The organism is Saccharomonospora sp. NPDC046836, assembly GCF_040645195.1.
Classification (GTDB): domain Bacteria; phylum Actinomycetota; class Actinomycetes; order Mycobacteriales; family Pseudonocardiaceae; genus Prauserella_A.
The window spans coordinates 16,057-39,554 of record NZ_JBEYXW010000004.1; the positions used below are offsets into that span (position 1 = coordinate 16,057).

22 protein-coding genes and 1 tRNA gene are annotated in these 23,498 nt (G+C 70.0%); 11 read left to right on the forward strand and 12 right to left on the reverse strand.

Features of this window, described 5'->3' with window-relative positions; all coding sequences use genetic code 11:
• The first annotated feature begins 94 nt into the window (after nt 1-94).
• Nucleotides 95-841 (forward strand): protein phosphatase 2C domain-containing protein, encoded by a 747-nt coding sequence (locus ABZ863_RS06730; protein ID WP_358531838.1) that lies wholly within the window; start codon nt 95-97, stop codon nt 839-841.
• Here ABZ863_RS06730 and ABZ863_RS06735 read toward each other — a convergent pair whose 3' ends face one another.
• Nucleotides 842-1,390: a DUF4383 domain-containing protein gene (locus ABZ863_RS06735; RefSeq protein WP_358531840.1), complete on the reverse strand. Its 549-nt coding sequence runs from the start codon at nt 1,388-1,390 to the stop codon at nt 842-844.
• A 107-nt stretch (nt 1,391-1,497) separates the two neighbouring features.
• Here ABZ863_RS06735 and ABZ863_RS06740 point away from each other — a divergent pair, with 107 nt between their 5' ends.
• Nucleotides 1,498-2,022 (forward strand): 2'-5' RNA ligase family protein, encoded by a 525-nt coding sequence (locus ABZ863_RS06740; RefSeq protein WP_358532394.1) that lies wholly within the window; start codon nt 1,498-1,500, stop codon nt 2,020-2,022.
• On the opposite strand, the gene ABZ863_RS06745 is transcribed toward ABZ863_RS06740, so the two are convergent.
• From ABZ863_RS06745 to ABZ863_RS06765, 5 genes are all read right to left on the reverse strand, one after another.
• Nucleotides 2,023-3,126 carry a sulfite oxidase gene (locus ABZ863_RS06745; protein ID WP_358531842.1) on the reverse strand — a complete coding sequence of 368 codons (1,104 nt, stop codon included), beginning with the start codon at nt 3,124-3,126 and terminating at the stop codon, nt 2,023-2,025.
• Nucleotides 3,127-3,153: 27 nt separating this feature from the next.
• Entirely contained in the window at nt 3,154-4,128 is a 975-nt protein-coding gene (locus ABZ863_RS06750; RefSeq protein WP_358531844.1) for a neutral zinc metallopeptidase, read from the reverse strand.
• 537 nt (nt 4,129-4,665) lie between these two features.
• A tRNA-Val gene (locus ABZ863_RS06755) sits at nt 4,666-4,737 on the reverse strand.
• Nucleotides 4,738-4,779: 42 nt separating this feature from the next.
• Nucleotides 4,780-5,241, reverse strand: coding sequence for a peroxiredoxin (locus ABZ863_RS06760; protein WP_358531846.1), 462 nt, complete (start codon nt 5,239-5,241; stop codon nt 4,780-4,782).
• 204 nt (nt 5,242-5,445) lie between these two features.
• Nucleotides 5,446-5,871, reverse strand: coding sequence for a DUF3052 domain-containing protein (locus ABZ863_RS06765; protein WP_358531848.1), 426 nt, complete (start codon nt 5,869-5,871; stop codon nt 5,446-5,448).
• 391 nt (nt 5,872-6,262) lie between these two features.
• On the opposite strand from ABZ863_RS06765, the gene aceE reads away from it, so the two are divergent.
• The 7 genes from aceE to ABZ863_RS06800 all read left to right on the forward strand — a co-directional run bounded on the left by aceE (nt 6,263) and on the right by ABZ863_RS06800 (nt 15,393).
• Nucleotides 6,263-9,085 (forward strand): pyruvate dehydrogenase (acetyl-transferring), homodimeric type, encoded by a 2,823-nt coding sequence (aceE, locus tag ABZ863_RS06770; protein ID WP_358531850.1) that lies wholly within the window; start codon nt 6,263-6,265, stop codon nt 9,083-9,085.
• A gap of 77 nt (nt 9,086-9,162) precedes the next feature.
• On the forward strand, nt 9,163-10,383 hold the full coding sequence (locus tag ABZ863_RS06775) for an alpha-hydroxy acid oxidase (protein ID WP_358531851.1): 1,221 nt from the start codon (nt 9,163-9,165) through the stop codon (nt 10,381-10,383).
• A 184-nt stretch (nt 10,384-10,567) separates the two neighbouring features.
• Nucleotides 10,568-11,761 (forward strand): helix-turn-helix domain-containing protein, encoded by a 1,194-nt coding sequence (locus ABZ863_RS06780; protein ID WP_358531852.1) that lies wholly within the window; start codon nt 10,568-10,570, stop codon nt 11,759-11,761.
• Between the two features lie 159 nt (nt 11,762-11,920).
• Nucleotides 11,921-12,817: an ACP S-malonyltransferase gene (locus ABZ863_RS06785; RefSeq protein ID WP_358532396.1), complete on the forward strand. Its 897-nt coding sequence runs from the start codon at nt 11,921-11,923 to the stop codon at nt 12,815-12,817.
• Entirely contained in the window at nt 12,814-13,800 is a 987-nt protein-coding gene (locus ABZ863_RS06790; RefSeq protein ID WP_358531854.1) for a beta-ketoacyl-ACP synthase III, read from the forward strand. The genes ABZ863_RS06785 and ABZ863_RS06790 overlap by 4 nt, the downstream gene beginning before the upstream one ends.
• A gap of 68 nt (nt 13,801-13,868) precedes the next feature.
• The gene (locus ABZ863_RS06795; RefSeq protein ID WP_358531856.1) at nt 13,869-14,114 is read left to right on the forward strand and encodes an acyl carrier protein; all 246 of its coding nucleotides are present in this window, start codon (nt 13,869-13,871) and stop codon (nt 14,112-14,114) included.
• 31 nt (nt 14,115-14,145) lie between these two features.
• Nucleotides 14,146-15,393: a beta-ketoacyl-[acyl-carrier-protein] synthase family protein gene (locus ABZ863_RS06800; protein ID WP_358531858.1), complete on the forward strand. Its 1,248-nt coding sequence runs from the start codon at nt 14,146-14,148 to the stop codon at nt 15,391-15,393.
• 60 nt (nt 15,394-15,453) lie between these two features.
• Here ABZ863_RS06800 and ABZ863_RS06805 read toward each other — a convergent pair whose 3' ends face one another.
• Together ABZ863_RS06805 and ABZ863_RS06810 are read right to left on the reverse strand one after the other, a co-directional pair.
• Nucleotides 15,454-16,041, reverse strand: coding sequence for a hypothetical protein (locus ABZ863_RS06805; protein WP_358531860.1), 588 nt, complete (start codon nt 16,039-16,041; stop codon nt 15,454-15,456).
• A 22-nt stretch (nt 16,042-16,063) separates the two neighbouring features.
• Entirely contained in the window at nt 16,064-16,555 is a 492-nt protein-coding gene (locus tag ABZ863_RS06810) for a DUF3145 domain-containing protein (protein WP_358531862.1), read from the reverse strand.
• Between the two features lie 508 nt (nt 16,556-17,063).
• On the opposite strand from ABZ863_RS06810, the gene ABZ863_RS06815 reads away from it, so the two are divergent.
• Entirely contained in the window at nt 17,064-18,407 is a 1,344-nt protein-coding gene (locus ABZ863_RS06815) for a hypothetical protein (RefSeq protein WP_358531864.1), read from the forward strand.
• 12 nt (nt 18,408-18,419) lie between these two features.
• Here the strand turns inward: ABZ863_RS06815 and ABZ863_RS06820 are convergent, their stop codons facing one another.
• A complete protein-coding gene (locus ABZ863_RS06820; RefSeq protein ID WP_358531866.1) occupies nt 18,420-19,811 on the reverse strand; it encodes an NAD(P)/FAD-dependent oxidoreductase in 1,392 nt (463 codons plus the stop codon).
• Nucleotides 19,812-19,922: 111 nt separating this feature from the next.
• Here ABZ863_RS06820 and ABZ863_RS06825 point away from each other — a divergent pair, with 111 nt between their 5' ends.
• A complete protein-coding gene (locus ABZ863_RS06825; RefSeq protein WP_358531867.1) occupies nt 19,923-20,660 on the forward strand; it encodes an Lsr2 family protein in 738 nt (245 codons plus the stop codon).
• A gap of 3 nt (nt 20,661-20,663) precedes the next feature.
• Here the strand turns inward: ABZ863_RS06825 and ABZ863_RS06830 are convergent, their stop codons facing one another.
• Genes ABZ863_RS06830 through ABZ863_RS06840 form a run of 3 tightly spaced genes read right to left on the reverse strand, consistent with a single transcriptional unit; the run spans nt 20,664 to nt 23,463 of the window.
• On the reverse strand, nt 20,664-22,052 hold the full coding sequence (locus tag ABZ863_RS06830) for an NAD(P)(+) transhydrogenase (Re/Si-specific) subunit beta (RefSeq protein WP_358531869.1): 1,389 nt from the start codon (nt 22,050-22,052) through the stop codon (nt 20,664-20,666).
• A complete protein-coding gene (locus ABZ863_RS06835; RefSeq protein ID WP_358531871.1) occupies nt 22,049-22,357 on the reverse strand; it encodes an NAD(P) transhydrogenase subunit alpha in 309 nt (102 codons plus the stop codon). Before ABZ863_RS06835 ends, ABZ863_RS06830 begins: the two co-directional genes overlap by 4 nt.
• Nucleotides 22,357-23,463 (reverse strand): Re/Si-specific NAD(P)(+) transhydrogenase subunit alpha, encoded by a 1,107-nt coding sequence (locus ABZ863_RS06840; protein ID WP_358531873.1) that lies wholly within the window; start codon nt 23,461-23,463, stop codon nt 22,357-22,359. Before ABZ863_RS06840 ends, ABZ863_RS06835 begins: the two co-directional genes overlap by 1 nt.
• Nucleotides 23,464-23,498: the final 35 nt, after the last annotated feature.

The window sequence follows — 23,498 nt, forward strand, 5'->3', positions numbered from 1 at the left end:
ACGAAACAGCGCAGGCGTGCCGTCACCCAGGCGGCGCCGAGTTTACGACCTGAAAGACGTCGTCAATCGCTGCTGCCAGTGGTTCACTGCTCGCATGACACGTGATGAGGCGCTCGAGTTCCACTACGCCGTGGGCTCGGACGTCGGCCGGCGGCGTAGCGGGAACGAGGACTCCGCCTACGCGACCCCGCGTCTGCTCGCCGTCGCCGACGGAATGGGCGGCCACGCCGCCGGTGAGGTGGCCAGCGCGATCGCGGTCGAGGCGATGGCCGACCTCGACAAGCGGCTGACCGATCGGGATCACGAGGAGCTCGACCTGCTGCGGGAGCTCGACGAAGGCGTCGCCGATGCCGCCGCGCGCCTCAACGAACGGGTGTCGGCCGACCCGGACCTGGCCGGGATGGGCACGACGCTCACCGCGATGCTCTGGGACGGCAGCACGTTCGGCCTGGCGCACATCGGCGACTCGCGGGGCTATCTGCTCCGTGCCGGCGAGCTGCGCAGGCTGACCCGCGACCACACGATGGTCCAGTCCCTCGTCGACGAGGGACGGATGCCCGCGGAACTGGCGGCCACGCATCCCGGCCGGTCCGTGCTGATCCGGGCGCTGATGGCCGGCACGCCCACCGAGGCGGACCTGTCGCTGCACACCGCCGAGCCGGGCGACCGGTACCTGCTCTGCTCGGACGGACTCACCGACGTGACGCCCGACGAGGAGATCGGCACGCTGCTGTCATCCGCGGCGACGCCCGAGGAGGCCGTCGCACAGCTGATCGAGCGCGCCAACGAGGCCGGCGGGCCGGACAACATCACGTGCGTGGTCGCGTTCGTCGCCGGTTAGTTACGGGTGGTCGGGGGTGTGGGCGTCACCGCCGCCCCAGAGGGGCCGCTGCCGGTCACCCTGGCCTGTGCTCGGCTGCGGTTGTGCCGGTTCGGCGGCCGACACCACCCGCTTGCGGGCCGGCATGGTCGCGATCACCAGCCCGAGGAGCGCGCCGCCGAGGTGCAGCCAGTTGTCCGCGGCGTTGAGCGCGAGCGTGTTGCCCAACCCGGACACCGGGTTGCTGACGAACACCCCGGTGACGGCCAGGCCCCACACGAACAACGCGCCGAACCCGGCGAACAGCACCCACCCGTAGACACGCGCGCTCGCCGACGTCAGTGCCAGGCACAGTCCCAGCACACCGACGACGACGTGGACCACGTTGTGCAGCGGGTTGACGGTGAACACCCACAGCTCGCCGTGCTGGGCCGCGAGGAAGTTGGCGAACCCGGTGCGGATGAGCCCGGCAACGCCAAGTACCAGGAAGATCAGACCGACCACACCAGCGAGCACCTGCGCGGGCTGCAGGCCCACAGGACGTAGTTGGGTCTCCGTCGGACGATCCATGATCGCCTCCCTGCTCGACGGTGCGTCCAGGATCTGCCGTGCGCGTACCCGGCACCGTGCCCGGTGAAACCGCGGTCACCGTGGTTGTGCGCGCTACGGTCGAGCGCGTGGCCCTGGGTGTGTGCGTGCTGTTCGACAGCAGGTCCGAACGCGCCATTCGCCGGCTGTGGGTGCGGCTCGAGGAGCTCGGGGTGCCGACACTGGCCACGCACACGCACGGCAGGCACCACCCCCACCTGTCCTACGTCGTGCTGCTGGATTGGGAGCTGGACGCGGTGCGTTCCGCCGTGGAGGCGCTGGCCGATCGTGGTCCCTTCGAGCTCACGTTCGACGCCGTCGTGGCGTTCCGCCGCGGCCGGGTGTCGCTCGTTCCGGCCGTGCCAGCCGACCTGGTGCCACGGCAGCAGGCCGTCGTCGAGGCGACCCGCGCGACGGGGGCTCTCGTGCACCGGCATTACGAGATCGGCCGCTGGCTGCCACACTCCTCGCTGGTGACCAGGGCACCCGCCGAGCTGCTTCCGCAGGTCGCCGTGGTTGCCTACGAGGTACTGCCGCTCACGGTGCAGGTGCAGCGCACGGCACTCATCGACAGCGCCACCGGCAGACTGTGGCCGCTGCGGACGCTGCCCTGATCAGGGCAGGCAGGTCACGGGCACCCGATGAACGGCGTTGTTGGCGAAGCCGCCACGGTTCCACGCTTCGGCCTCCGGCTGCGTGTTGCCGTCGGCGTCGGTTGCCCGTACGGCGAGGGTGTACCGGCCTGGCTCGGCCTGCCACGTGGCGCTCCAGCGCCGCCATGCCCACCGGTGCCCGTCGTCGGCGGCCAGCGTCGCCTCCCGCCAGGTCACGCCGTCGTCGGTGCTGATCTCGACACTCGCCAGCGGGGCACGGCCGGACCAGGCACGGCCTGCCAGCTCCACCCTGCCGGGACGCACGATGCGGTGGCGGGACTGGAAATCCGGGAAGCCGGGCGGGATCAGCAGCGCCCGCGGTGCGATGTGCGTGATCGGTTCCCCCGGCTCGTCGGCGGTCTGCCTGCTGCGGTAGGCGACCGCGTTCTGGAAACCGGTGAACGGCTCGTCGACGATCTCGACGGCACGCAGCCACTTCACGTGCGCCATGCCGTACCAGCCGGGGACGACCAGCCGCAGCGGGAACCCGTGCTGGGGCGGCAGCGGCATGCCGTTCATCTCGTAGGCGAGCAGCACCTCGTCCCGGAGGGCGTCAGGCAGCGCGAGGCTACGCTGGTAGTCCTGCTCCACGCCCCGCTCGACACCGTGGTCGGCGCCGGTGAAGACCACGTCCACCCCGGTGTCGTCCACGCCGGCGTCGGCCAGCACGTCCCGCAGTGGCACCCCGGTCCACTCGGCGGTGCCGACAGCCTCCACCAGCCACGGCTGGCTGATCGGTCGCGGCCGCAGGTGCGCGCGGCCGTTGCCGGCACATTCCATGGTCACCCGCACCGTGCGCGCCGGGCGGGCCCGCAGGTCGTCCAGCGTGAGCTCCAGCGGCGTGCTGACCAGCCCGGTGACGGACAGCCGCCAGCTCACCGGATCAAGGGCGGGGATGTCGTAGTGCGTGAGGAGGTAGTGCAGGCCCGGCGGGGTGAGGTCGTGCCGTAGTGCCTCCAGCGGCATCCCGTGGTTGCGGGCGGCGAGTGCCAGCTCCTCCAGGGTGATGCCGTCGTCGGTGGCGAGCCCGGCAGGCAGGCTCACCTCGGAAAGCCGCGTGTCCATCCGGTCAGCATGCGCTACCGGGCGCGGCTATTCCACTGTCGCCGACGGCGCATTCCAGGTGTCACAGGCCGCGACGGTGCGGGCCGTGAAGCCGGTGTTGGCCCAGCGCAGCTGCGCCTCACTCGTTCCGTGGCTCTCGCTGTCGACCCAGTTGCGGAAGTCGTCCACCGCGGCCCTGGCGTCGGCCGCGGTGATCGCGCCCCTGCCGGCGGCGCTGGCCAGGAACAGTCCGGCGAAGCAGTTGGCCTGCAGCTCGACACGCCTACCCAGCTCGCGGTCCTTCGCACTGCCCGGCTCGTAGCGGGAGAGCTCGCTGTTGACCAGATCGAGGATGCCGGCCAGTTCCTGCACGTGGTGGCCGTACTCGTGGGCCACGGTCGCCAGGTGGGCGTCGGTGCCGAGGCCGAGCGAGGCGAGCACCCTGGCTCGCGGCAGGTAGATCGTGGCGTCGGCGTGGCAGTAGAGGCCGGTCGCCTCGGCAGCGGGGGGCAGCTCGCCGCACTGGGTCACCGGATTGTCGGCGAGTTCGACGGAAACCGGTGCGAACGCGGCGCCGGACTGTTCCAGCGCGGGACGCCATGCCGCGTCGAGACACGCGATCTCGGCGGTGTAGTAGGCGTGCAGCGCCGCCTGCGCACCGGCCAGTTCGGGGAGGTGGCACGTCACCGGCGGCAGAGCGATTGCCGCGCGGTGTAGCCGGTTGTCCGTCAGGCTCTGCGCCGGTTCCTGGCGTGCGCCGACGGCCTGGCCCGGCTCGGTGTCCGCCGGGTCGCCGGAGCGGCCGCGCAGCTCGGTCACGACGACCACGAGGACCGCGACCAGCGCGACGGACACCACGATCGGCAACGCGCGCCGCCATGGCGGGCGGCGGGGTCGGTGGTTCTTCGGCGGGGCGGGGTCGGCGGGGTCGCCGGGCTTGGCCGGCTCCCAGAGGGACAGCGGCAGGTCCTCGATGAACGGCCGCTCGGCGGCGCGATCCGGGTCGTCACCAGCTACGCCCACGTCAGACCTCTGCTCGGAATCCGGATACCTGGACAGCGGATATGAGAATAATCGCCTCACCAGTAGACGTGGACCACGGTACCGCTCCGACGCAAATGCGCGAGTCCCCCGCCCAGGCCGGCGAGTCCCCCGCTCCCGTCCGCGAGTCCCCCGCCCAGACCGGCGAGTCCCCCGCTCCCGTCCGCGAGTCCCCCCGTCCGGTCCGCGAGTTGCCCGTACCGGTCCGCGAGTTGCCCGCCCCTGTCCGCGAGTCCCCCCGTCCAGCCCGCGAGTTGTCCCGTCCGGTCAGCGACTTTCCCGCACCGGTGCACAAGTCCCCTCGGCTCCTAGCGGGCGACCCACGCGCCAGAACGGGGGACTCGCGCGCCCGAGCGGGCAACTCACGCACCCCAGCGCGCAACTCGCGCACCCGAGCGGGCAACTCACGCACCCCAGCGCGCAACTCACGCACCCCAGCGCGCAACTCGCGCGCCAGAACGGGGGACTCGCGCACCTGGGCGGGGGACTCGCGCGTCAGGCGCGGTCAGACGGTATGTGTGGGCGCAGCAGGGTTCGAACCTGCGACCCCCTGCTTGTAAGGCAGGTGCTCTTCCACTGAGCTATGCGCCCTGCAGCGGTGGCACGAAGCGTGTGTGTCACCGCCGACCAATGTCAGCCGAGTTCGGCGACAGCCTTCTTCCAGGCCTGCTGGTCGCGCGCCTCACCGGGCTGGTTCACCTCGGCGAAGCGGACGACGCCCTCCTTGTCGATGAGGAACGTGCCGCGCACCGCCAGGCCCGCCTTGTCGTTGAACACACCGTACTTCTGCGCCACGTCACCGTGTGGCCAGAAGTCGGACAGCAGCGGGAACTGGTAGCCCTGCTGCTCGGCCCACGCCTTGAGCGAGAACGGGGTGTCGACCGAGACGCCGAGGATCTGCACCCCCTCGTTGTCGTACTCGGCGAACTCGTCCCGCAGCTGGCACAGCTCGCCCTGGCAGATGCCGCTGAACGCGAACGGATAGAACACAAGCAGTACCGGCTTGTCGCCCCGGAACGACGACAGCGTGACTTCCTGCTTGTTGTAGTCGTTGAGCGTGAAGTCCGGGGCTTGGGTACCGACCTCGACCGTCATACCGAGTTCCCTCCCGCTAGGTCGTCCGCCTTGCAAAATTTCCGTGCCGGGCAACCCTATCGTGGGCGCGGGTGTGCCACACGCGCCCACCTGGGCTAAGGCTTGATCCGCAACGCACCACACGATCGCCCCGACACGGGCTCGTGAGTCCGTTTCCGCTGGTGGAACGTGCCGAAGCGGGATCGTTGCGGTCGGGCCAGGCTGCTACCGGCGTGATTTCGACCTCGGCACCAGCCGGGTCGCGTTCCAGGCCTCGCCCACGCTGAGGTTGGAGGTCTGCGACAACCCCACGGTGGGCACCGCCTCGGCGATCTCGCTCGGCTCGACGTGCCCCGGCTGGCCGGTCTTGGGGGTCAGGACCCAGATGACGCCGTTCTCATCCAGCGGCCCTCGCGCGTCGACCAGCGCATCGCCGAGGTCTCCGTCGCCGTCCCGCCACCACAGCAGCACCACGTCGATGACCTCGTCGGCGTCCTCGTCGAGCAAGTCGGTACCGGTACGTTCCTCGATGGCCGAGCGCACAGCGTCATCGACGTCCTCGTCCCAGCCAACCTCTTGGACCACCATGTCCGGCTTGATCCCAAGCCTCTCGGCGACGCTGCTCTGATCAGCGTCTCCCGCGGCGACCACGACTTTCACTCCTCCAACTACAACGGTGTGCGGCGTCACCCGGTTGCGCGAGGCGCCCGCACGTTCGTACACGGTTGCGCTTAGCGAACACTGGCGCGGCGCACGGCGCAACCGTCCACACCGGATCGTCGGCAACTCGTGTCCGGGAGGGTAAGACCACGGCAGCGAAAACGCGAGCGAAATCGGACACTGCGGGACCGCTACGGCGTCCCGCTCTGAGCCACTCTGAACTAGGGTGGGAGGGAAGCTCCATCTGGGGCTTCAACTGGCCAAACGTGGCGCAGCGGGCACTCCGGACGTTACTGTGCAGTAGCAGTTACGGAGGGTCGCGCCTGCGCTGCTGCTGGGCAGCGGAAGCACACAACGAAGCGACAATCGGCGAGGAGATCCCTTGGCCCCCCAGAACAACGAGGCCGGGCGCGGCGCCATCGACGGCGCCCCCGGCCAGGGAGCCCCAGCGCGCGTCCGCGTCATCCGTGACGGACTGGCGGCGCACCTGCCCGACATCGACCCCGAGGAGACAGCCGAATGGCTCGACTCCTTCGACGCGGCGCTCGCGCGGGGTGGCCAGCAGCGTGCGCGGTACCTGATGCTCAGGGTGCTGGAACGCGCCAGGGAACGCAACGTGGGCGTGCCGCCACTCACCGCGACGGACTACGTCAACACCATCCCCACGGAGAACGAGCCGTGGTTCCCGGGTGACGAGGACATCGAGCGCCGCTACCGGGCCTACATCCGGTGGAACGCGGCGGTCATGGTGCACCGGGCACAGCGCCCCGGTGTCGGTGTCGGCGGGCACATCTCCACGTACGCCTCCTCGGCCGCTCTGTACGAGGTCGGCTTCAACCACTTCTTCCGCGGCAAGGACCACTCCGGCGGCGGCGACCAGATCTTCATCCAGGGCCACGCCTCCCCCGGTATCTACGCGCGCGCGTTCCTCGAGGGCAGGCTGTCCGCGGACCAGCTCGACGGCTTCCGCCAGGAGTTCTCGCACGCCGGCGAGGGCGGCGGGCTACCGTCGTACCCGCACCCGCGGCTGATGCCGGCCTTCTGGGAGTACCCCACGGTCTCCATGGGCCTCGGCCCGATGAACGCCATCTACCAGGCACGGTTCAACCGCTACCTGCACGACCGCGGCATCAGGGACACCGCCGACCAGCACGTGTGGGCGTTCCTCGGCGACGGCGAGATGGACGAGCCGGAGTCGCGCGGCCTGATCCACGTCGCGGCCGGTGAGGGCCTGGACAACCTGACCTTCGTCATCAACTGCAACCTGCAGCGGCTGGACGGCCCGGTCCGCGGCAACGGCAAGATCATCCAGGAGCTCGAGGCCTACTTCCGGGGCGCGGGCTGGAACGTGATCAAGGTCATCTGGGGCCGCGAATGGGACAAGCTGCTCTACGCCGACCGCGACGGCGCGCTGGTGCACCTGATGAACGTCACGCCCGATGGTGACTACCAGACCTACAAGGCCAACGACGGCGCCTACGTGCGCGAGCACTTCTTCGGCCGCGACCCGCGGACCAAGGACCTGGTCAAGGACCTTTCCGACGCCGAGATCTGGAACCTCAAGCGCGGCGGCCACGACTACCGCAAGGTGTACGCGGCGTACAAGGCGGCCATGGAGCACCACGGCCAGCCGACCGTGATCCTGGCCCACACGATCAAGGGCTACGGCCTCGGCCCGGCGTTCGAGGGCCGCAACGCCACACACCAGATGAAGAAGCTCACGCTCGACGACCTCAAGCTCTTCCGGGACGCCCAGCGCATCCCGGTCAGCGACGAGCAGCTCGAGCGCGACCCGAAGCTGCCGCCGTACTACCACCCCGGCAAGGACTCGGCGGAGATCGAGTACATGATCGGCAGGCGCAAGGCGCTCGGCGGGTTCCTGCCGGAGCGTCGTGGTAACAAGGCCAAGGCGCTCGTGCTGCCCGGCGACAAGGTGTACGAAGCCATCCGCAAGGGCTCCGGCAAGCAGGAGGTCGCCACGACGATGGCGTTCGTGCGGCTCGTGCGCGAGCTGGCCAAGGACGCCGAGATCGGCAACCGCATCGTGCCGATCATCCCGGACGAGGCACGCACCTTCGGCCTCGACTCGATGTTCCCCACGGCCAAGATCTACAACCCGCACGGCCAGACCTACACCTCGGTGGACGCCAACCTCATGTTGGCGTACAAGGAGTCCGAGCACGGCCAGCTGCTGCACGAGGGCATCAACGAAGCCGGTTCGACGGCGTCCTTCACCGCTGTCGGCACGTCCTACGCCACGCACGGCGAGCCGATGATCCCGATCTACATCTTCTACTCGATGTTCGGGTTCCAGCGCACCGGCGACGGCCTGTACGCGGCGGCCGACCAGATGGCGAGGGGCTTCGTGCTCGGCGCCACCGCGGGCCGCACCACGCTGACCGGTGAGGGCCTGCAGCACGCCGACGGCCACTCGATCCTCCTGGCGTCGACCAACCCGGCTGCGGTGGCCTACGACCCGGCGTGGTCGTTCGAGATCGCCCACATCGTGCGGGACGGCCTGCGCCGGATGTACGGCGAGACCGGCCCGGACGGCAACGGCGAGAACATCTTCTACTACATGACCGTCTACAACGAGCCCTACCAGCAGCCGGCCGAGCCGGAGAACCTCGACGTCGAGGGCCTGCTGAAGGGTCTCTACCGTTACGCGGAGGCGCCGGCGGGTGACGGCCCCGAGGCACAGATCCTGGTCTCGGGCGTCACGATGCCCGAGGCGCTGCGCGCACAGCGGTTGCTGGCGGACGAGTGGGGCGTGCGTGCCGCGGTGTGGTCGGCCACGTCCTGGACGGAGCTGCGGCGGGACGCCGTCGAGGTGGACCGCGACAACTTCCTGCACCCTGCCGACGACACCCCGCGCGTGCCGTACGTGACGCGGGCACTGCAGGACACCCGCGGCCCGGTCGTGGCCGTATCGGACTGGATGCGGTCCGTGCCGGACCTCATCCGGCCGTGGGTGCCCGCGGACATGCTGACGCTGGGGACCGACGGATTCGGCTTCTCCGACACCCGGCCCGCCGCGCGGCGTCACTTCCTTGTCGACGCCGAGTCGATCACGATCGGCGTCCTGACGATGCTCGCCCGGCGCGGCGAGTTCGACCAGGCGAAGGTCGCCGAAGCCGCGCGCAGGTACCGGATCGACGACGTCGCCGCGGCCGGCCCGCAGACGTCCGACTCGGGCGTCGCGTAACCAGAGGACACCCCGAACGGCCCGTTACCGGAGGCGATTCCGGTAGCGGGCCGTTCCCGATTGTTCTGGAGCGTGTTGTGACGAAGCGACGGCTACCGCGGCCTGCCGAGCTGGCGCAGATCCTGCGCCCGAGGCCCCTGCGGCTCAACCCGACGGACCGGCGACTGGCCGCTGCGCACACGATCGCCGACCTGCGCACCGTCGCACGCAGGCGCGCACCGCGCGCGGTGTTCGACTACACCGACGGCGCCGCCGAGCTGGAGGACAGCCTGCGCCGGGCCAGGCAGGCGTTCCGCCGCGTCGAGTTCCACCCGAACGTCCTGCGTGGCGTGTCCGATGTAGACACCAGCGTGACCGTGCTCGGCAAGCGCGCCGAGCTGCCGTTCGCCTTCGCGCCCACCGGTTTCACGCGGATGATGCACCACGAGGGCGAGCGCGCCGTGGCCCGCGTAGCCGAGCGGGAAGGCATCCCGTATTCCCTGTCCACCATGGGAACCACCTCCATCGAGGACGTAGCCGCAGCCGCCCCCGCGGCGCGAAAGTGGTTCCAGCTCTACGTCTGGCGCGATCGCGGCGCGGGCACCGAGCTGATGCGCCGCGCGTGGGACGCCGGATACGACACGCTCATGCTCACCGTCGACACCCCGGTCGGCGGAGCACGCCTGCGGGACATCCGAAACGGGCTCACGATCCCGCCCGCACTGACCCTGCGCACATTCCTCGATGGCGCAACGCACCCCGCGTGGTGGTTCAACCTGCTCACCACCGAACCGCTCACCTTCGCGTCGCTGACCTCCTGGGGTGGCACGGTCGCCGAGCTGATCGACACGATGTTCGACCCGACACTGGGTTATGACGACCTGGCGTGGGTCCGGGACAGCTGGCCGGGCAGCCTCGTGGTGAAGGGCATCCAGAACCCGGACGACGCCGCCCGCGCGGTCACCTACGGCGCCGACGCGGTGCTGCTGTCCAACCACGGCGGCAGGCAGCTGGACCGGGCGCCGACGCCGCTGGAGCTGCTGCCCGCCACCCGGGACGCCGTGCAGGGCGCCGCCGAGGTGTGGGTCGACACCGGCATCCTCTCCGGCGGGGACATCGTCGCCGCACTGGCGATGGGCGCCGACCTGTGCCTCATCGGCAGGGCTTACCTCTACGGGTTGATGGCAGGTGGGGAACGGGGTGTCCAGCGTGCCGTCGACATCCTGCGCGCCGAGCTCGTGCGCGCCATGCAACTGCTGGGTGTGCGCTCGGTGAGCGCCTTGACACCGAGCCACGCCACCCTCCGCCCTCTCAGCTAACCCGGGCCACGATGGGGTGAGAACCCTTTCGTCGAAGATCGACAAGGTCCATAGTGGAATCACCGGTGGGGACCGGGGAGACGAGACCGCCCGACGCTAGCGAGAACCGCAGCGCGTCGGGCGGTCTCGTATTTTGTGGCGCTTGCGCGGACCCGGGCCCGCCGCGACGTAGGATCGCACCACGATGGCACCTCCGAAGCGGCAACGCCTTTCCGCGAAGACTTTGCGCGACCTCGAACGCGCCTCCGGCCGCCTCGCCAAAGCGAGCGTCGCGGCCATGGAGGAGAGGCTGCCGTGGTTCGGCCGGATGCCCGCCGACCAGCGGGCGAGCGTCCTGATGATCACCCAGACCGGCGCCGCAGGGTTCGTCCGCTGGCTAGGCGACTCCCAGGAGGCGCTCAAGCTCACCACGGAGGCGTTCCGCTCCGCCCCGCGTGAGCTCTCCCGCTGGATCAGCCTGCGCCAGACGGTCGCACTGGTGCGCCTCGCCATCGAGGTCTTCGAGGAGCAGCTGCCGGAGTTCGCCGCCGACGAGGACGAGCGCGCCGCCCTCATCGAGGGCATCCTCCGGTACGGCCGCGAGGTCGCCTTCGCGGCCGCCAACTCCTACGCCGCCGCCGCCGAGGCGCGCGGCGCCTGGGACGCGCGCCTGGAGGCACTCGTCATCGACGGCATCGTGCGTGGTGACGCGGAGGAGTCGGTCCTGTCCAGGGCGGCCGCGCTCGGCTGGGACCCCGCCGCGCCGGCGACCGTGCTCGTCGGCAACCCACCGTCGGACGAGCCGCCTGCGGTCGTGTTCGAGGTCCGCAGCCGTGCGGCACGGGTCGGCAGGCCCGTCCTGCTCGGCGTGCAGGGCTCCCGGCTCGTGGTCGTGGTCGCCGGACCCACCGAGGGCGGCGTGAAGGAACGCGCGATCCTGGCCACCCTGTCCACAGCGTTCGCGGAGGGTCCCGTGGTCGCAGGCCCAACGGTCGCCAGCCTCGCCGAGGCACACCACAGCGCGGTCGAGGCGATGTCCGGGCTGCGCGCGGTCGTCGGCTGGCCGGCGGCACCACGCCCGACGCGCTCGGTGGACCTACTGCCCGAACGCGCGCTGGCCGGCGACGCCGAGGCGGAGCGGCAGCTGATCGACGGCATCGCGCGGCCGCTGGAGGAGGCAGGCCCCGCGCTGCTCGAGACGATCGAGACCTACCTGGAGAGCGGCGGCGTGCTGGAGACCTGCGCCCGGCAGCTGTTCGTCCACCCCAACACCGTGCGCTACCGGCTGCGCAAGGCAGCCGAACTCACCGGGCGCAACGCCGGAGACCCGAGGGACGCACTCGTGCTGCGCACCGCGCTGACCGTCGGCAGGCTGGCCCGCTCACGCGGCATCTGGTGACCGGCATCACAAGACAACTGCCCGAATGCGACAATAGTTACCGCTTCACCAGGGCGATGTTGCGGCCATGTTTGTAGCTGCCCTACAACGTCGCGGGGTGTACTTCGTGACCCGTCTGCATCCCAGCGCAGCCACCCCGCCGTGTTCCCTTGAGGAGTGATCGCCCTTCTCTGCCCCGGACAGGGGTCGCAGGCCCCTGGCATGCTCACGCCCTGGCTCGAACTGGACGGCGCTCGTGAGCGGGTGCGGCAGTGGTCCGATCGCGCGGGCCTCGACCTGCTGCGTCTCGGCACCGAGGCTGGGGCCGAGGAGATCCAGGACACCGCGATCACGCAGCCCCTGATCGTCGCGCTGTCGCTGCTCGCCGCGGAGCACCTGCCCGAGACCGTGCCCGCGGACGCACCCGTCGCCGGTCACTCGGTTGGCGAGCTGGCCGCAGCCGCGATCGCCGGGGTCTTCTCCGCCGATGACGCGGTCGCGCTGGCCGCCGTACGCGGGGCGGAGATGGCGAAGGCCTGTGCGATCGAGCCGACCAGCATGGCGGCCGTGCTGCTCGGCGAGCCGGAGCGCGTCGTGGCCTGGTTGCACGAGAACGGGCTGGAGGCCGCCAACCAGAACGGCGCTGGACAGATCGTCGCCTCAGGGGCCGCCGCGGCCATCGAGCGCATCGTGGCCGAGCCGCTGGAAGGTACGAAGGTGCGCCCGCTCAAGGTCGCCGGGGCCTTCCACACCCGGTACATGGCGCCGGCTGAGGAGGCGCTGAACGCACTCGCCGCGAAGATCACCGTCAGCGACCCGGTGCGGCCGCTGTTGTCGAACGCCGACGGCACGGTGGTGCGCAGCGGCAGCGAGTACCTCGAGCGGCTCGTCAACCAGGTGACCCGGCCGGTGCGCTGGGATCTCACCATGCGCGAGCTGGCCGCTCTCGGCGTCACGAGCACCGTGGAGCTGCCGCCGGCCGGGACACTCACCGGCCTGGTGAAGCGCGAGCTCAAGGGCACGGTCACCACCCTTGTGCCGCTGAAGACACCCGCGAACCTGGAGGATGTGCGATGACAGGACGCCGCCCGGCGTTGCAGCTGCGGCAGGGACCTGCTGCCACGCGCATCCTCGGCGTCGGCAGTGCCCAGCCGGACCGGATCGTCACCAACGACGACCTGTCCCAGCTCATGGACACCAACGACCAGTGGATCCGCGAACGCGTTGGCATCATCGAGCGCCGGTTCGCGGACAAGGACGAGCTGCTCGTCGACATGGCCGTGGCCGCAGGGGCGAAGGCGCTCGCCGACGCAGGCGCCAATCCGTCCGAAGTGGACACAGTGATCGTCCCGAACTGCACGATGCCATCGCCGATCCCGAACGCTGCGGGTCAGGTCGCCGACCGGATCGGCATCAAGGCCGCAGGCGCCTTCGACCTCAACGCCGCGTGCGCGGGCTTCTGCTACGGCCTCGGTGTGGCGTCGGATCTCGTTCGTGCGGGCTCGGCGGGCAAGGTGCTGGTCATCGGCGCGGAGAAGCTCACCGACGTGGTGGACCCCCTCGACCGCTCGACGGCGATCATCTTCGCCGACGGCGCGGGCGCGGCACTGGTCGGCCCCGCAGAGGAACCGGGCATCGGCCCGGTGGCCTGGGGCAGCGCAGGCGACCTGGTCGACATGATCCACATGCGTGACCACCAGTACATCCACCAGGAGGGCCAGTCGGTCTTCCGCTGGGCGACCACGCAGATGGCTCCGGTGGCGATGCGCGCGGTGGAGCTCGCCGGGCTCGAGCTGTCCGATGTGGACGTACTCATCCCGCACCAGGCGAACCTGCGCATCGTCGAGGCGATCGCCAAGCGGCTGCGGGCCAAGGGCGCCCGTGACGACATGATCGTCGCCGACGACATCCGCTACTCGGGCAACACGTCCTCCGCCTCGATCCCGCTCGCGCTGGACCACATGCGCGCCGCGGGCACCGTGCGCTCGGGCGACGTAGTGCTGCTCGTGGGCTTCGGAGCCGGCCTGTCCTACGCAGGCCAGGTCATCGTCTGCCCCTGACATCCCCGACCGCGGCGGACGTTAAGGTCCGTCGCAAGGCAACTGCTCAACAAGGAAGGAACCACCAAGTGGCAGACAAAGAAGAGATCCTGACCGGCCTCGCCGAGATCGTCGAAGAGGTCGCCGGCGTGTCCCAGGACGACGTGAGCACGGAGAAGTCGTTCGTGGACGACCTCGACATCGACTCGCTGTCCATGGTGGAGATCGCCGTGCAGGCCGAGGACAAGTTCGGGGTCAAGATCCCCGACGACGAGCTCGCGAACCTCAAGACCGTCGGTGACGCCGTGGACTACGTCGCGGCGAACGCGAAGTAAGACGCTGATCGGCTACCTCGGGGAGACTCCAATGAGCAACATCGACGTCGTCATCACCGGGCTCGGCGCCACAACGCCGCTCGGCGGGGACGTCACGTCCACCTGGGACGGGCTGCTCGCCGGCCGCAGCGGCGTCCGCACCATCGAGGCCGACTGGGCCGAGAGGTTCGACCTGCCGGTGAAGATCGGTGCCACCCTCGCCGAGGAGCCGACAGAGACGATCCCACGCGTGCAGGCTCGCCGGCTGGACCGCTGCGAGCAGGTCGCGCTCATCGCGGCACGGCAGGCGTGGGCGGACGCGGGGTTCGCCGAGCCGACCGACGAGCACACCGACGTGGAGCCCGAGCGGCTCGGCGTCTCGATCGGCACCGGTATCGGCGGCCCGGTGACCCTGCTGGCGCAGGACGACCTGCTCGAGGAGCACGGCATCCGCAAGGTGTCGCCGTTGACGGTGCCGATGCTCATGCCGAACGGCCCGGCGGCGCATGTCGGGATCGACCTCAAGGCCCGGGCCGGAGTGCACTCGCCGGCCTCGGCGTGTGCCTCCGGTGCGGAGGGCATCGCGACCGGGTTCCAGATGATCCAGTCCGGGCGTGCCGACGTCGTGGTGGCAGGTGGTGCGGAAGCCTGCATCCACCCGATCACGATCGCCGGGTTCGCACAGGCCCGGACCGTGTCGACACGCAACGGCGACCCGCAGCACGCGTCGCGGCCGTTCGACACCGACCGGGACGGCTTCGTTCTCGGTGAGGGTGCCGGCGCGGTCGTGCTGGAACGTGCCGACCGAGCGGCCGCTCGTGGCGCACGCGTGTACGCGCGGCTGAGCGGTTTCGGCATCACCGCGGACGCCTACCACATCACGGGCAACCATCCCGAAGGCATCGGCCAGATCGCGGCCATGAACAACGCCATCCGGATGGCAGGCCTGACCGCCGGAGACGTGGGTCACGTCAACGCACACGCGACATCCACGGTCGTGGGCGATGTCGGCGAGGCGGCGGCCATCCGCAAGGCCGTCGGCGAGCACCCCGTGGTGACCGCCCCGAAGGGCGCACTCGGCCACCTGGTCGGCGGCGCCGGCGCGGTCGAGGGCATCATCACGATCCTGTCGATCTACCACGGCATCGTGCCGATGACCCTCAACCTGCAGAACCTCGACCCGAAGGTCGACCTCGACGTGGTGTCCGGCGAACCGCGGAAGGTGGAGCTCAACGCGGCGCTCAGCAACTCGTTCGGCTTCGGCGGCCACAACACCGCCCTGCTGTTCACCGCCGCCTGATCCGCAAAGCCAAAAGCACCCGATGCCACCTCGGTCGAGGTGGCATCGGGTGCTTCTTCGTCAGCAGGGCGCGCGTACCGGGCTCGCGTCTGTGGGCACTGTGTCCACACGCCACTCGCCGGACTCGCGGGTCAGCGGCAGGCCCAGCCACCAGCGGATGCAATGCTCCGGCAGGTCCGGCGGCGCATCGACGATGTCCTGGGTGCTGGTGAAACCGACCAGCACCCGTAGCCGTCCCTCGGGCGCAGCCTCGATGCGGTACACGCGGATGCCGCCGTCGCGGGTGCTGCGGTAGTTGGTGAGCCACGTCCTGCGCGACTGTGCCTGTACCCGCGCGGCGACCACCGTGGTGGTCCACTGGTCGTAGTCGCGCCCGTTGATCGCGTCGAAGTGCTCCTGCAACACCGTGCGTACCGGTTCCGACTCGGGATGCGCTGCGGCGTCAGGCGTCAGCTCGACCTGCGCCGAGCCCGGCTCCTCGCGCGGCACCCGTACCGACGTGCCCTGCGCCGGAGCGGCGGCGTCGCCGTCGTCGTCGGGAAGGTGGTACAGCTCGCGCGCCAGCAGGCCGCCACCGATCGTCAACGACACCACCACAACCAGCACCGGCACGAGCCAGCGCAGAGGTGACGGAGGTGCGGTCGGCACACCGCCAGCGTAGCTACTGTGGTCAGCCCACCTGGTGCAACCACGTCACAGGCGCGCCGTCGCCAGCGTGGCGGAACGGCTCGAGCGCCTCGTCCCAGCTTGCACCGAGTAGCTCGTCGAGCTTGTGCGCGAGCTGCTCCCCTGCCCTGCTGCGCGACACGAGACTGCGCAGCTGGTCCTCACCAACGACGATGTCACCGTTGGCGCTCGTGCGGGCATGCCACAGACCGAGTCCTGGCGCGTAGCAGAGTCGCTGACCATCCACACCGGGACTCGGCTCTTCGGTGACCTCGAAGCGAATCATCGGCCACGCCTTGAGCGCGGCGGCGAGCTTGCCCCCCATGCCCACGGGCGCACGCCAGTCACACTCGGCCCGGAGCTGCCCGGGAGCAGCCGGCTGAGCTGTCCATTGCAGCTCGACCCGGCCACCGAGCGCGCCCGAGATCGCCCACTCGACGTGCGGGCAAACCGCAGACGGCGACGAGTGGACGTACACAACGCCACGAGTGCTCACTGCTGACCTCCGCTGCTCGACGAGGGGCGTCTTCCCCTACGACCTCGCGAGTCACGGAACGCTAGACAAGTGGCTACTCCACATGACATTTTGCACGGCGCTCACCCATTTAGCCACACGAACACGAGAATTCGCACCCGCAGTGACCGAAATCGGGATCACCCGAACGTTACAGTCCCCAGCCACTCTGTCCGCGTGGGAACGGCTCCGAGCGGGGTCGCGGCGGCGACGGCATCGGCCTTCAGGACGCCCTTGATCTGGGCAAGCAGCGCATGTGGCAGCGTCACGGTTGCCGACTCGGCTCGAACACACCCGGAGCAGAACCACCCACTCGGCCGCCACCCGAACGGGGGACGCGACTGCCGGCGGGTTGGCCAGTCACGTGCATGATCGGTTAGCGGCGCCGATCACCGAGCAATTCGCTCACTGTGGCCGCCGTTTCCCATCGGAGCGGCGCTTTGTCGCGCTAGCGTGTGCCACGCGAGCCACGGCTGTCAGGGGAGGTCTGGTGCGACTCGTCCGGTTCCCTCGGCGAACCACCCTGGTTTCCGAGGACATTCGCGCAGCGCTCGCCTCACTCGGCCGGGGCCGCAACCTCGTCGGTGGCCTCGCGCTGGTCGGCACCCAGCCCCCGGGCCTGGCGCAGGCCGTGGATGCCGTGCTGATCGTGCCGCACGGGGTACTCGTGGTGGTCGGTGTCGACCTGCCGGATCCCGCGATGCGGCTGGAGGCGCCACTGGACGGGCAGTGGAAGGCCGACGGCTGGCCACTGGTCCGTACCGACAACGCCGTCAACCCCGGCACCGAGCCACTCGCACTCGCTGCCGCCGTCGCCGAGCTGATCCGTGCCACCGCGCCGGAGGCGACGGTGGGAACCGTGATCGCGGTCGGACCCTTCGTCGAGACCGTGGAGCAGCCGCCGGCGGATCTGGCCGGTCCGGTCCGGGTGGTCTACCCCACCTCGACCAGCATGCTCGCGGCGACCGTCTCGCTCGCCTCGGCGGAGCGGGTCTTCACGGCGGAGCAGGTCCGTGCCCTGGTCCGCGCGCTCGAACCCGACGCGCCCGAGCAGGACGACGAGGTACTCGCCGCCGAAGGATTCACCGAAGACCATCCACTGGCGAGCGCACCGCCGACGGTGCCGATGATCCACCCGGCCACGCCACCTCCTCCGGCCGTGCCGGTGCGGCCCCCTGCGCCGTCACCGCATCCGCGACCGCCTGCGCCACCGGCACGGCCCGCGAGCCCGATGCCCACCCCCTCACCGGCGCGCCGCAGGACCCGCTGGCAACCACTGGCCGGGGCCGCGGTGCTCGTGCTGCTCATCGCCGCGACGATCGCGATCCTGTTGGCACAGGCCGACAGCGAACCGGCACCGCGCGCGGCGCCGCCCCCTGCACCGGCGGTGGTGCGGGCGGGCGGCATCGAGTTCACCGAGCAGGCCACCGGTTCGACGGTGGACTGCGCCCAGCATGCCGTGGGTGACCTGCAGGTCCGGCTGGACGACGGTGGCTGCGCGGCACTGCGCCGGGGCAGCTTCGTCACCACGGTCGACGGCAGGCCGGTCGCCGTTTCCGTAGCAGCACTGACCTTCGCAGACGAGGCACAGGCGGCGGCGTTCCAGGAGCTGGCGGACACACCCGGCACCGGCGTGATCACCGACGTGGCGACCGACACCGGGCGCTGGCCCGATGCGTCCCCTTCCTTCGCCGACGCCGCCTACACCAGCTCACTGGACGGCATCACCGTGCGGCTCGTACTCGCCTGCCCACTGGCCGGACCGTCCCCTGTGGACGATCCGGCGCTGACCGAGGTGGCCGAAGCCGCACAGGCCATCCCGCTGGCCCCATGACCGGTCGCGGGCCTACAGGCCGTAGGCCTCCAGCAGGCGCAGCCACACCTCGCTGATCGTCGGGAACGCAGGCACCGCATGCCACAGGCGGCGTAGCGGCACCTCGCCGACGACCGCGATCGTCGCCGCGTGCAGCATCTCCGCCACGTCCTGACCGACGAACGTCACACCGAGCAGCACTTCCCGCTCGGTGTCGACGACGATCCGCACCCTGCCCTTGTAGCCGTCGGCATGCAGTTCCGAGCCGGCGACGGCGATGTCCAGATCGAGCACCCGATGGCGGTCGCTCGTGGCGTCCGCAAGGCCGACCGAAGCGACCTCGGGATCGGTGAACACCACCTGCGGCACCGCGTGGTGGTCGGCCGTAGCCGTGAAGCGGCTCCACGGCGCCACGCCAACGCGCTCGCCCCGTGCCCTGGCCGCCACAGCGTCCCCGACGGCGCGTGCGGCGTACTTGCCCTGGTGGGTCAGCAGCGCGCGACCGGTGACGTCGCCCGCCGCGTAGAGCCACTGGCCGTCCACTCCGGACGCGAGGCCGGTGTCGTCGACGGTGATGGGCTTACCCGGTTCGAGTCCGATGCTGTCCAGCCCGATGTCGTCGGTCGCAGGCCGGCGGCCCGTGGCGACGAGCAGCTTGTCGGCGTCCACGTGGCCGCCACCGGCCAACTCGACACGGACAGAACCGTCCACTGTGGAAACCCGCTTCGCGCGGGAGTTCGTGTGCAACCGCACTCCGTCGGCCCGCAGCCCTTCGGCCACGGCATCGCCTGCGAACTCGGGGAACCGGGGCAGCGGTCGCGGACCGGTCGCGATCAGCTCCACCTCCGACCCGAGCCGGGCCCACGCCTGTGCCATCTCCACGCCGACGACCCCACCGCCCAGCACGGCGAGCCTGCCCGGCACCGTGCTGGCCGAGGTCGCGTCCCGCGACGTCCACACGTCGACCGTGTCGAGCCCCTCCAGCGGCGGCATCGTGGGCACGCTGCCCGTGCACACCACGACCGCATGCCGGGCTGACAACACCGTGCCATCGCCGAGCGTGACCTCACGTTCACCGGTGATCCGGCCGTAGCCCCGGATCGTCTCGATGTCCGCGCCATTGGCCCATTTGACCTGCCCGTCGTCGTCCCAGTTGGCCACGAAGGAGTCGCGGCGTGCGAAGATCTCGGCTGGATCGAGCCGGGCGGTGGGGACGAGGCCGGGCATGCGATGGACGGCGGCGAGCAGGTTTCCCGGTCGTAGCAACGCTTTACTCGGAATGCATGCCCAGTACGAGCACTCCCCGCCGAAGCGCTCGTGTTCGACGAGCGCGGCCGTGAGACCATCATGGACGGCGCGGGCGGCTGCATTCTCACCGACGGGCCCGGCCCCCAGCACCACGACGTCGAAAGTACGTTCAGTCATGGTTCGAGCGCACACCACCGCGGCGCGCGGCGCAAGCTGGGCGCCCCACAAGGAAAACGCGTCAGGCGCTATCCTTGCCGCGAAGATGGTTCAGGTACGGGGAGGTCTTTAATGGCCAGGAACACAGCGGTCGAGTTGCTCGACGACATTACGGGAGAACCGGCTGAGGAAACGGTACGGTTCGCCCTGGACGGCGTCGAGTACGACATCGACCTCTCCGGTGACAACGCCGCGAGCCTGCGGCAGACGCTCAGCCGCTATGCCGAGAACGGACGCCGCACCGGCGGGCGCAAGCGCGCCCCGCGCATCATCGCCGTGCCGAAGCGCCGTGGCACGCGCAAGGCGGCCAGCACCAAGGCCAAGCCCGCGCCCGCGACCAAGCCGGCACCCGCGACCAAGTCGGCGGGTGCCACCAAGCCGGCACCCGCGACCAAGCCGGCGGCTGCCACCAAGCCCTCGACGAAGAAGCCCACCACGTCGCGCAAGGCCGCCACCACGGCCACGGCTACCAAGACCGCCGCCACGAAGTCGCGGGCCACGAAGACCGCGAAGGCTCCGGCGGCCGGCAAGGCGACGACACCGCCGGCCACCAAGGCCAAACCGGCCAAGAAGAGCACCACCACCGCCAAGACGACGAAGGCGAAGTCCACCCCGGCCAAGACCACGGGCACGGCGAAGTCCAGCGCGACAACGGCGGCGAAGCCGGCCAAGACCGCAGCGGAGACCAAGACTACCAAGGCGCGCGCGACCACCAAGGCAGGCACGTCGAAGGCCAGCGCACGCAAGACCGGCAAGGCTCCGGCCGCGGCGAAGGTTCCGCAGGTCACCTTCTCCGCTCCCAGGTCCTGATCGTCACAACGCCTTGAGTTCCTCCACGATCTCGGCGACCGACGCCTTGGCGTCACCGAACAGCATCGCGGTCTTGGGATCGTAAAAGAGCTCGTTGTCGATTCCGGCGAACCCGGAATTCATGGACCGCTTGAGAACGATCACCGACCGGCTGGAATTGACATGCAGGATCGGCATGCCGTAAATCGGTGAGCCCGGATCCGACTGCGCCGCTGGGTTGGTCACATCATTGGCGCCGATGACGAGCGCCACGTCGGTCTGCGGGAACTCCGAGTTGGCCTCGTCCATTTCCTTGAGGCTCTCGTACGGCACGTCGGCCTCGGCGAGCAGGACGTTCATGTGCCCTGGCATCCGGCCTGCCACCGGGTGGATGGCGTAGAGCACCTCGATGCCCTTGCTCTCCAGCAGATCGGCCATCTCGCGCACGGCGTGCTGTGCCTGTGCCACCGCCATGCCGTAGCCGGGCACCACCATGACCTTGCTCCCGTAGGCCATCTGGATCGCCGTGTCGCTCGCGCTCGTGCTGCGCACGGGCCGCTCCGGCCCGCCCGCGCCGCTGGCCACGGCGGCAGTTCCACCGCCGAACCCGCCGGCGACGATCGCCGGAATCGACCTGTTCATCGCCTTGGCCATGAGGTTGGTGAGAATCGAACCGGACGCCCCGACGATCATGCCGGCCACGATGAGTGCGGTGTTGTTCAGCGCAAGGCCCATCGCCGCAGCCGACAGACCTGTGAAGGCGTTCAGCAGTGAGATCACCACGGGCATGTCGGCGCCACCGATCGGCAGCACGAGCATGACGCCGAGCAGCGCGGCCGCGACCAGCACGCCGATGATCAGCCATTCCGACGTGCCGCCCGCGACCACCGCGACCGCGCACGCCAGCGCGACCAGCACGAGCAGGATGTTGAGCGGCTGCTGCAGCCTGCCCACGGTGATGGGACGTCCGGAGATCAGCTCCTGCAGCTTGCCGAAGGCGATGTTGGAACCCCAGAACGACACGGAACCGACGATCGCCGCGAACAGCGACGCGATTGCGACGTAGCGCGGTTCGTGTGCGTAGCCGCCCGTGGTGCGGAACTCCACCCAGGCGATGAGCGCCACCGCGCCACCGCCGACACCGTTGAACAGCGCCACCATCTGCGGCATCGCGGTCATCTTGACCCTGCGCGCGGCCGGCACACCGACGATCGTGCCGAGTACGATGCCCAGCGCGATCAGCCACCAGTTGCCCATGCCCGGCAGCAACAATGTGGCGATGACCGCGATCGCCATACCGACCGCCGCGATCAGGTTGCCGCGCACGGCGGTGCGGGGGCCGGTGAGTCCCATCAGGCCGTAGATGAACAAGGCGAAAGCGACGATGTAGAGCACGGAGACCAAGGTCGTCACTTCTCGACCTCCTTCGTGCTCTCCTGCTTGGGTTTCTCCTTGAACATCGCGAGCATCCGGTCGGTGACGAGGAAGCCACCGACGACGTTGATCGTGCCGAATGCGATGGCGATCACGAGCAGCACTCTGTTCAGCACGCCCTCCGCGCCGAGGCCCAACACGATCAACCCACCGAGCAGCACGATCCCGTGGATGGCGTTGGTGCCCGACATCAGCGGCGTGTGCAAGGTGTTGGGCACCTTGGAAATCACCGCAAACCCGACGAATCCGGCCAGCACCAACACTGCGAGACTGTCGACCAGCATCAGTTCACCTCCTCGTCCCGGCCGGCGACGCAGGCACCTGCCACCACCTCGTCGGAGAAGTCGATCGCGAGCTTGCCGTCGGCGTCGACGATCAGCTCCAGCAGCTCGGTCAGGTTGCGCGCGTACAGCTCGCTGGCGTGCACGGGCATCTCGGCAGGCAGGTTGAGCGGTGAGGAGATCGTGACGTCGTGCACGACGATGTCCTTGCCAGGTTCGGTCAGCTCGCAGTTGCCGCCGGTCTCGCCCGCCATGTCGACGATCACGCTGCCCGGCTGCATGCCCCGCACGGCCTGCGCGGTGACCAGGGTGGGTGCTCTGCGGCCGGGCACGAGCGCCGTGGTGATCACCACGTCGAACCCGGCGATGGCCTCGGTGAGCCGCTGCTGCTGGAGCGCCCGCTCCTCCTCGGTCAGCGCACGCGCGTAGCCACCCTCACCGGCAGCCTCGATGCCGAGATCGAGCCACTTGGCCCCGACCGAACGCACCTGCTCGGCGACCTCGGGTCGGACGTCGTAGCCCGTGGCCTGTGCGCCGAGCCGCTTCGCCGTGGCCAGCGCCTGCAACCCGGCGACCCCGACGCCGAGCACGAGCACCTTCGCCGGCCGCACCGTACCCGCCGCGGTGGTGAGCATGGGGAAGAACTTGGGCAACCGCTGCGCCGCGAGCAGTGCGGCCCGGTAGCCGGCGACGTTGGCCTGCGAGGACAGCGCGTCCATGGCCTGGGCACGGGAGATTCGCGGGATCGACTCGACGGCGAACGCGGTGATGCCTGCCTTCTTCATCGCGGCCAGTTCCTCCACATTGGATAGTGGGGCGAGGAAACCGATGAGCACGGTCCCCGGCCGCAGCCGCTGGATGCCGGCGATGGTCGGCGGCACAACCGTGAGCACGATGTCGGCGGTCCAGGCGTCGCCGATCGTCGCGCCCGCCTCCTCGAACAGCTCGTCGGCGAGCTGGGCACCCGCGCCCGCACCGGGTTCCAGCACGATCCGCAGGCCACGCCTGGCAAGCCGCTCGATGAACTTGGGCACCAGCGCGACCCGGCGCTCGCCCGGTTTGGTCTCCTTGACCACGCCGATCGACAGCGGCGAGGAAGTCTCGGTCACCATTGCGTCCTCTCGGCAGCGAGCTCCGGCCCTGG